9 protein-coding genes are annotated in these 7,833 nt (G+C 72.6%); 4 read left to right on the top strand and 5 right to left on the bottom strand.

All coding sequences use genetic code 11. The features are described from left to right. Positions 1 to 375: 375 nt before the first annotated feature. Positions 376 to 549 carry a hypothetical protein gene (locus G3I65_RS56400; protein ID WP_166639816.1) on the top strand — a complete coding sequence of 58 codons (174 nt, stop codon included), beginning with the start codon at positions 376 to 378 and terminating at the stop codon, positions 547 to 549. On the opposite strand, the gene G3I65_RS08390 is transcribed toward G3I65_RS56400, so the two are convergent. Genes G3I65_RS08390 through mdlC form a run of 4 tightly spaced genes read right to left on the bottom strand, consistent with a single transcriptional unit; the run spans position 546 to position 4,958 of the window. Further along, positions 546 to 713 (bottom strand): hypothetical protein, encoded by a 168-nt coding sequence (locus G3I65_RS08390; protein ID WP_160695585.1) that lies wholly within the window; start codon positions 711 to 713, stop codon positions 546 to 548. The genes G3I65_RS56400 and G3I65_RS08390 overlap by 4 nt on opposite strands. Positions 714 to 722: 9 nt before the next feature. Continuing rightward, positions 723 to 1,940 carry an aromatic acid/H+ symport family MFS transporter gene (locus G3I65_RS08385; protein WP_160695584.1) on the bottom strand — a complete coding sequence of 406 codons (1,218 nt, stop codon included), beginning with the start codon at positions 1,938 to 1,940 and terminating at the stop codon, positions 723 to 725. A gap of 13 nt (positions 1,941 to 1,953) precedes the next feature. Then, the gene (locus G3I65_RS08380) at positions 1,954 to 3,381 is read right to left on the bottom strand and encodes a benzaldehyde dehydrogenase (protein ID WP_166639815.1); all 1,428 of its coding nucleotides are present in this window, start codon (positions 3,379 to 3,381) and stop codon (positions 1,954 to 1,956) included. Between the two features lie 2 nt (positions 3,382 to 3,383). Then, positions 3,384 to 4,958 (bottom strand): benzoylformate decarboxylase, encoded by a 1,575-nt coding sequence (gene mdlC, locus G3I65_RS08375; protein ID WP_160695582.1) that lies wholly within the window; start codon positions 4,956 to 4,958, stop codon positions 3,384 to 3,386. Positions 4,959 to 5,056: 98 nt separating this feature from the next. On the opposite strand from mdlC, the gene G3I65_RS08370 reads away from it, so the two are divergent. The 3 genes from G3I65_RS08370 to G3I65_RS08365 all read left to right on the top strand — a co-directional run bounded on the left by G3I65_RS08370 (position 5,057) and on the right by G3I65_RS08365 (position 7,268). Next, on the top strand, positions 5,057 to 5,947 hold the full coding sequence (locus G3I65_RS08370; RefSeq protein WP_160695581.1) for a LysR family transcriptional regulator: 891 nt from the start codon (positions 5,057 to 5,059) through the stop codon (positions 5,945 to 5,947). 82 nt (positions 5,948 to 6,029) lie between these two features. Then, on the top strand, positions 6,030 to 6,158 hold the full coding sequence (locus G3I65_RS59030) for a tryptorubin family RiPP precursor (RefSeq protein ID WP_375336666.1): 129 nt from the start codon (positions 6,030 to 6,032) through the stop codon (positions 6,156 to 6,158). Positions 6,159 to 6,215: 57 nt separating this feature from the next. Then, positions 6,216 to 7,268, top strand: a complete 1,053-nt coding sequence (locus tag G3I65_RS08365) for a cytochrome P450 (protein WP_160695580.1) — start codon at positions 6,216 to 6,218, stop codon at positions 7,266 to 7,268. Here the strand turns inward: G3I65_RS08365 and G3I65_RS57115 are convergent. Continuing rightward, positions 7,240 to 7,833, bottom strand: a 594-nt coding sequence (locus tag G3I65_RS57115; protein WP_239070789.1) for a cellulose-binding domain-containing protein, incomplete at its 5' end; no start/stop codon positions are given. The two genes, G3I65_RS08365 and G3I65_RS57115, sit on opposite strands and share 29 nt — an antisense overlap.

Genomic DNA, 7,833 nt, shown 5'->3' with positions numbered 1-7,833 from the left:
TGACCGGCACCCCGGCCAACCCACCGAAACCCACCCGTCCCGGTCCCGGACGTCCCACCGGCTCCGCCCGGCCGCCCCGGACCCGCTATCCGACCTATCGCAAGAACAGCCGACGAGGCAAGAAGACCACCAAGAGTTAAAACTCAAGGACTCATTCATGTCGCCAGACGACATGAATGAGTCATTCACAACATCCCCGCGACGCCGGGCAGACCACGCGGCCAGGCGACTCTGTGGCCGGTCACCCGCTCGCCGGCCCGACTTTGCCGGCGCCCTGTCGTCCGGTGACATGAATGAGTCATTCACGTCAGCGAAGCCGCCACACCCCCGGCTCGGCGGTGTCTGAGATCGTTCACGAGCGGGTACCAGCGACGCATGGACGACACACCACCCGACCGCACGGAAACCCGCGCCGAGCTGCTGCCCGAGGAGCAGGCCGTCGACAGCGAGGACCCCGAAGGCCAGGCCCGCGAGGTGCTGCGCGACTCCGACCGGCGGACCGAGCAGCCGGAACCCACCATGCGGCGCCGTCCCGAAGAGACGGCCTAGTCACCGCCGCGGAAGTTCTCCGCCGACCCGGGGTGACCCGGCCGGGCCTTCGCGTCCTCGTCTTCCAGCGGCCCGTCCGGATCACCGCGGCGGGGCTCGGGCTCCGGCTCGGGCCGGTTGCCGCTCGAATCTTCGTCGCCGACTTCGTGGTGGGGTTCCGACATGCCCGGCGGCTACCCCGCGGACACCGGTGCCAACCGTTCCGGCGCCGCTGACTCGCCGCGCAGCGCCAGCACCGCGCCCAGGCCGAGCGCGGCCACGACGGCGAAGAAGTAGAAGCCCCACGGGTACGCGACCCCCGCGGTGACCAGCGCGCCGGTCACGAACGGGCCCAGGATCGAGCCGAGCCGCCCCACCGCCGAGGTCAGCCCCAGCGCCGTGCCGCGCAGGCGGGCCGGGAACACCTGGGCGACGTACCCGTAGATCAGCACCTGCGCGGAGAACACGAACACGCCGGTCAGCAGCACGACCGTGTTCAGCAGGAACGCGTTCCCGATGCGCAGGCTGAGCGCCGCCAGCAGCACCGCGCCGGCGCCGAACCAGATGCGGGCGATCGGCCGGATGCCGAAGCGGTCGGCGATCGTGCCCGCCAGCACCAGCCCGAGCACCGCGCCGATGTTCAGCACCAGCAGCAGCGTGATCGACGTCGAGATCGGGTAGCCGGCGGTCCGCATCAGCTGCGGCAGCCACGTGTTGAGCCCGTAGACCAGCAGCAGCCCCATGAACGACCCCGCCCACACCGCGATGCTGACCCGCCGGAAGCGCGCGCCCAGCAGGTCGCGCACGCTGACCCGCTCCGATTCCTCGCGAGAAGCCAGGTAGGCCGCGGATTCCGGCAGCTTCACCCACATCAGCGGCACCACCAGCAGGCCGACGATCCCGCCGCCGTAGAACAGCCAGTGCCAGTCGCCCGCCACCACCAGCGCCAGGATCGACGTCAGCACCGCGCCGACGTGGTAGCCGGTCATCGTGAACGTGCTCGCGCTGGCGCGCCGCCGCGCGGGCAGGTTCTCCGACATCACCGTGAGCGCCACCGGCATGCACGCGCCGAGGCCGAGGCCCGCGATGAACCGGAAGATCCCGAACGTCGCCACGTTCGGCGCGAGCGGCGTCAGCAGCGTGAACAACGAAAACAGCAGCACCGAGCCGATGAGCATGCCGCGGCGGCCGAAGCGGTCGGTGAGCGGGCCGAGGCAGGCCGCGCCGACCGCCACGCCGATCAGCGACACCGTCGCGACCAGCGTCGCGCCGGCCGCGGTGAAGCCGAGGTAGCCGCTCTTGAGCAGCGTCGGGATGGTGGCGCCGAGCGCGACCAGGTCGTAGCCCTCGAGCAGGACGGTCAGCCAGCAGAGGACCGCCGTCCACACGGGACGGACGGGAGACGTCGTCATTGCCGTTCTCCTTCTAGAAGGGGTAACCCGCGATGTCCGCGCGGACGGTCAGCCACTGAGTTTCGGTGAAGGCCTCGATGTTGGCCTTCGCCCCGCCGAAGCGGGAGCCGTTGCCGGAGTCGCCGACGCCGCCGAAGGGGGCGGTGGGTTCGTCGCCGACGGTCTGCTCGTTGATGTGCACCTTGCCCGAGCGGACCTCCTCGGCCAGCGTCATCGCGGTGCCGACGTCGCCGAGGATGCCGACGGACAGGCCGTACTCGGAATCGTTGACCAGCCACGCGGCCTCGCCGAGGTCGCGGTAGGCGCGCACCGGCGCGACCGGGCCGAAGATCTCCTCACGCCACGCCGGGGTGTCGTCGGAAAGTCCGAAGAGGACGGTCGGCGGGTAGTACGGCGCGTCCGGCTTGCCACCGGCCAGGACGCGGGCGCCCGCCGCGACACTCCGGTCGACGACGTCGGTGATGTGCGCGAGCTGCCGGTCGTCGATGATCGGGCCGAGCGCGACCTCGCCGGTGGCCGGGTTCCCGACCGGCAGGCGCCGCGCCTTCTCCGCCAGCGCCTCGACGTATTCGTCCACTTGGGACTCGTGGACCAGGTGCCGCCCGGTGGTCATGCAGATCTGGCCCTGGTGCAGGAACGAGCCGAACGCGCCGGCGGACGCGGCCTTGGCGACGTCGGCGCCCGGCAGCACGACGAGCGCGTTGTTCCCGCCGAGTTCCAGGTGCACGCGCTTGAGCGAGCGCGCGGCGGCCTCGCCGACCTTGCGCCCGGCCGCGGTGGACCCGGTGAACGACACGACCGACACCTCGGGCGCGTCGACCACCGCGGCGCCGACGGCGGCGTCACCGGGCAGCAGGTGCAGCAGCCCCTCCGGGAGGCCGGCCTCCTCGAAGACGCGCAGAATGCTGACCCCGCCGGACACCGCGGTCCGCAGGTCCGGCTTGAGCAGCACGGCGTTGCCGAGCGCCAGCGCGGGCGCGACCGAGCGGATCGCCAGGATCAGCGGGAAGTTGAACGGCGAGATCACCGAGACCACGCCGCACGGCTGGCGCCGCGCCAGCGACCAGCGGGGCTCGCCGGTGCTCAGCACTTCGCCGAGCGGGTGCGTGGGCAGGGCCGCCGCCTCGAAGCAGATCCCGGCCGCCATCTCCGTTTCGATCCCGGCTTTCGGGCGCGTCGAACCGGCCTCGCGGACGATCCAGTCCTGCACCTTGGCGGCGTGCGTCTCCCACAGCTCACCGGCGCGGCGCAGCACGGCGGCGCGCTCGGCGGGCTTGCGCCGCGCCCAGTCGCGTTGCGCTTTCGCCGCCACCGCCGCCGCTTCGGCGACGTCGTCCGGCGTCGCGATGCCCACACCGCCCAGGGTTTCCCCGGTGGCCGGCTCGACGACGGCGTGGGTCCCGCCGCTGCCACCCGTGAACTCGTTGTCCAGCAAGGTCATGATCACTCCGGTGTGGTCGGTTCGGTGTCGACCTGGATCAGCCGCGGGCCGTCCGGGGTCGACTTGAGCTGGTCGTGCAGGTCGCCGGGATCGGTGACGGTGGTGGCGGGCACGCCGTAGCCGGCGGCGATCGCGGCGAAGTCCATTCCGGGGATTTCCGTGCCCGGCACGTCCGGCGTCCCGAGCAGCTCGCCGAACCACCGCAGGGCGCCGTAGACGCCGTTGCGCAGGATCACGAACGTGACCGGGACGCGGTAGTGCGCCGCGCTCCACAACGCCGTGATGCCGTAGTTGGCCGAGCCGTCGCCGATGACGCCGACGACCGGCCGGTCCGGGCTGCCCATGGCGACGCCGACCGCGGCGGGCAGGCCGAACCCGAGCCCGCCGGCGGCCGGGAAGAAGTACGAACCTTCGCGGCGCAGGTCCATCTGCCGCCACCACGCCGAGTTCGTCGATGTCGATTCGACGACGTACCGGGTGTCGTCGCTCTGCGTCTCGCGCAGCGCGGCGAAGACCTGTTCCGGGTGCAGCGCTTTCGCGCCGGTCTTGGGCTCCGGGTCCGCGGCGAACCCGCCGCCCGAGGTCCGGGCGGGCAGCTTCGCGAGCAGGGCCTCGATGACCGGCGCCGGGTCGGCCACGAGCGCTTCGCCCATCGGGGCGCGGGCCGCGGCGCCGAAGTCGTCGGTCACCTGGATCAGCCGCGTGCCCTCCGGCAGGTACGCGCCGGGGACGTGCTGGTGGTAGCGGAACACCGGCGCGCCGAGCACCAGCACGAGGTCGTGCCCGGTGAACGCGGCCGAGATCGGCGCGATGCCGGCGGGCAGCACGCCGCGGAACAGCGGGTGCCGGTTGGGGAAGGGCAGCCGGTGCGGCGACGGCGCCACCCAGGTCGGCAGGTCCAGGTGCTCGGCCAGGGCGACGGCGCGGTCGAACAGGCCGGTGGCGTCGATGTCGCCGCCCAGCACCAGCGCGGGGTTCTCCGCCCCGGCCAGCGCAGCGGCGAGCTCGTCGAGCTGGGCTGTGTCGGGCGTGAGTCCTCTTTGGACATTCCGGGTGAGCGTCACAGCGGCGTTCGCGGGCAACTCGGCGGCCCAGTCGTCGTAGGGGACCGACAGGTAGGTCGGGCGCCGGTGCAGCTCGGCCTCGAACACCGCCTGCGCGAGCGAGCGCGGGACGTCCTCCGCGCAACTCGGCTCGCCTGCCCAGCCGACCAGCGGCCGCATCAGCTGCGTCGCGTCGACGTTGGCGAGCATCGCCTCGAGCCCGATGGCCGACCGGACCTGCTGGCCGGCGGTCAGCACCAGGGGCGAGCGCGAGTAGACGGCGTTGGTCAGCGCGCCCATCGCGTTGCCCGACCCGGCGGCGGCGTGCAGGTTGACCAGCACCGGGCGGCCGGTCGCCTGGGCGTAGCCGTCGGCCATCCCGACGACGGCGCCTTCGTGCAGGCCGAGCACGTACCGGAAGTGCGACGGCAGCTCGGCCAGGAACGGCAGCTCGTTGGAACCGGGGTTGCCGAAGATCGTGGTCAGGCCACGGCGGTCCAGGAACTCGTGGGCGAGCCGGCGGGCGGTGGGCATGCGCGGGTCCTCTCGGGCGGGTTGGACCAGACCCTAGGGAGCCCACCGGGCTGTGCTCCAATAAATGTTGCCGTGGTCATTCATAGATGGGATCGATGATGCGGGACTTCGACCTCAACCTGGTCCGGACGTTCGTGCTGCTCTACGAGACCCGCAGCGTGACCGCCACGGCCGAGTCGCTGCACGTCACGCAGCCGACGATCAGCTACAGCCTGCAGAAGCTGCGGCGCCGGTTCTCCGACGAGCTGTTCCGCCGCACCGGCGGCGGCCTGGTGCCGACGACGACCGCACGCGCGCTCTACGAGCCCCTGCACAGCGCGCTGTCCGGGATCGAAACGGCGGTCAGCGGCGCCTGGTCGTTCGACCCTGCGACCGCCCGGGCGGCGTTCACGCTGTGCCTGTCCGACCTGGGGGAGATCTCGCTGCTGCCGCGGCTGATGGCCGCGCTGCCCTCGCACGCGCCCGGCGTGACGCTGACCGTCCGGCCCCTCGACGTCGACCGCGCCGCCGACCAGCTCGGCCGCGGCGAGATCGACGCGTTCATCGCGTCCCCGCTGATCAGCTCCCAGCGCGTGGCGCGCATCCCGCTGTTCTCCGAGGGCTACCTGGGGATGGTCGCGTTCGACCACCCGCGGCTCGGGGCCCGGGTCGACTTCGCCGCGCTGGCGGCCGAGCGCCACGTGACGGTGTTCGGCCCGACCGGCCACGACGGCCCCCGCCGCGCGCTGGAGGCCCACGGCCTGCTCGACCGCGTGGTGCTGGAGGTGACCCGCTTCGCCGCCCTGCCGTACCTGGTCCAGGACGGCGAGCTGGTGGCGATGGTCCCGCGCCTGGTGGCGGAGATGTTCGCGGCCGAGCACCGGGTCCGCCTGTTCGACCTCCCGATGGACGTCGAGCCGGCGCAGGTGTCGGTGTACACCCGGCACACGCATGCGCGCAGCCCGGCCCAGCACTGGCTTGTGACATTCATGCGCGAAGTGCTCGGCTGATTTAACAGGCATTTTTCTTGGCGCCCATTTCCCGCCGAAAGGTCTGGGCCGAACGTGTAGTGCTTGGTGCGGAACCGATCCAGTGCTGCCTAGTGTCGATCACGGTCCTGGAACCGAACTAGGGAGGAATCCGGTGAAGCTCGTCCGCCTGGTCAAGAAAGCGCTTCCCAAGAAGAGCCTGAAGGCGTACGCCTGGTACGGCTGGATCTGATCACCCGGCCGGTCCCGCTCACCGGGACCGGCCCCTTCCCTCGAGGAGCCCCGGAACGTGGTCATCGCCCGCGCGCCCCGCACGGTCGTCTTCGCCCCTCGCCTCGAAAAACTGCTCGCGGAGCACCGCGGCGACGGCGTTTTCCGGCTCGAACCGGACACCATCGGAATCGCGGACCCGCGAACGATGGACGCGGTGCTCCGGGCGCGCCCGGCCAACGCCGAAGAACGGCCCACCTTCAAGCCGGTGCTGGGCCGCCGCGTCACGCGCGCCGAGTCCGCCGCGCTGATGCAGGCACTGGGCGCCGACGTCCGGGCGGCGTTGAAGCGTCCCGCCGTCCGGCCCGATCTCACCGGCACCTGGCCGGACGTCCCGCACGACTACCTGCGCCGGTTCGTCTTCGGCCCCGAGACGCGCCGCTTCCGCGTGCTCGTCGACCGCCGCCTGGAGCTGACGCCGAAGCTGACGTGGTCGGCGGTCACCGCGGGTGCGGCACTGGTCCGCCCGCCGGCTCCGGGCACTCCGCTCTCCGCGCTCGCGCGGCAGGTCGTGGCCGCCGACAGCCTCGCCGAGCGGCGCTTCCGGATGTACCTCTACCGCCGGGTCGCCGCGCCGATCTGCTTCACGGTCGCCGCACTGGTCACCAGCGCCGTGTGGCTCGGCGCGCCGTTCGACGACGACGTCCCGAACGAGCACGTCATCCGCGAGGCGCTGCGGCTGCTCCCGCCGTCGTGGAACATCCTGCGCGTCCGCTCGCCCGAGTTCACCGCCGTCGACCCGCGGATCGGCGCCGGGGACGACGTCCTGCTGCTGCCGCTGCTGAGCCACCGGTCACCGGAGCTCTGGGAGGCACCCGACGAGTTCCGGCCCCGGCGCTGGGCCGGGCTCGACCCGGACACCCACCCCGGCTACCTGCCGTTCGGGCACGCGAACGAGCGCTGCTGGGGCCGGCACCTGGTGCTCCCGCTGGCGAGCGGGCTGCTCGACGTCGTCCGCGCCGAAGGCCTGGTCCCGGACCCGCGCCGGACCCGGGCCCGCGTCGAGCTCGACGGCCTGCTCGAGCCGTCCGGCGTGCGCGTCGTCAGGCCGCCGAGCAGCGGGCGCCGTTGAGCGCGAACGCGGTGGGCGCCGGGTTGCCGTGGTCGAAGGCGCCGTTGAAGCCGAAGCTGACCGTCGCGCCCGGGGCGAGGGTGGTGTTGTAGGACGCGGCGGTGATGGTGACCCGGTCGCCGGTCTGGGCGAAGTCGCCATCCCAGCTGTGGGTGACCCGCTGGCCGGCGGGGAACGTCCAGGTCAGCGTCCACGGCGAGCGCGTTTCGCCGCTGTTGTTGACGACGGTGGCGCCCGCGGTGAAGCCGTCGTTCCACTGGTCCGTCACGGAGTAGCGCACGGTGCACCGCACGGGCTCGGCGGTTTCGGGCGGAGCCGCCGCTTTGGCCGAGGACGTCTGCCGCAGCACGGTGGGGATCGGCGTCGGCGTCGGAGCCGGCTTGGGCGCCGTCGTCGTCGTCGAGCGCGGGGTCGTCGTCGCGGGCGCGAGCGACTCCGCGGCCGTCGCCTGCCGCCCCGGCGAGCTTTCGGACGTCACCGCGATGAGCACGAGGCTGCCGAGCACCACGGCCGCGCCGCCGAGCGCGGAGACCCACCGGATCCGCCGCCCGGCCCGCTGCTGGTG

This window comes from Amycolatopsis sp. SID8362 (genome assembly GCF_010550475.1).
Taxonomy (GTDB): Bacteria; Actinomycetota; Actinomycetes; order Mycobacteriales; family Pseudonocardiaceae; genus Amycolatopsis; species Amycolatopsis eburnea.
The sequence above is the reverse complement of the archived record's forward strand: the minus strand, read 5'-3'. Positions and strand labels throughout refer to the sequence as shown.

Coding starts and splice junctions, on each gene's coding strand:
- G3I65_RS56400 (WP_166639816.1), top strand. CDS start 376: ATGGACGACACACCACCCGACCGCACGGAAACCCGCGCCGAGCTGCTG.
- G3I65_RS08390 (WP_160695585.1), bottom strand. CDS start 713: ATGTCGGAACCCCACCACGAAGTCGGCGACGAAGATTCGAGCGGCAAC.
- G3I65_RS08385 (WP_160695584.1), bottom strand. CDS start 1,940: ATGACGACGTCTCCCGTCCGTCCCGTGTGGACGGCGGTCCTCTGCTGG.
- G3I65_RS08380 (WP_166639815.1), bottom strand. CDS start 3,381: ATGACCTTGCTGGACAACGAGTTCACGGGTGGCAGCGGCGGGACCCAC.
- mdlC (WP_160695582.1), bottom strand. CDS start 4,958: ATGCCCACCGCCCGCCGGCTCGCCCACGAGTTCCTGGACCGCCGTGGC.
- G3I65_RS08370 (WP_160695581.1), top strand. CDS start 5,057: ATGCGGGACTTCGACCTCAACCTGGTCCGGACGTTCGTGCTGCTCTAC.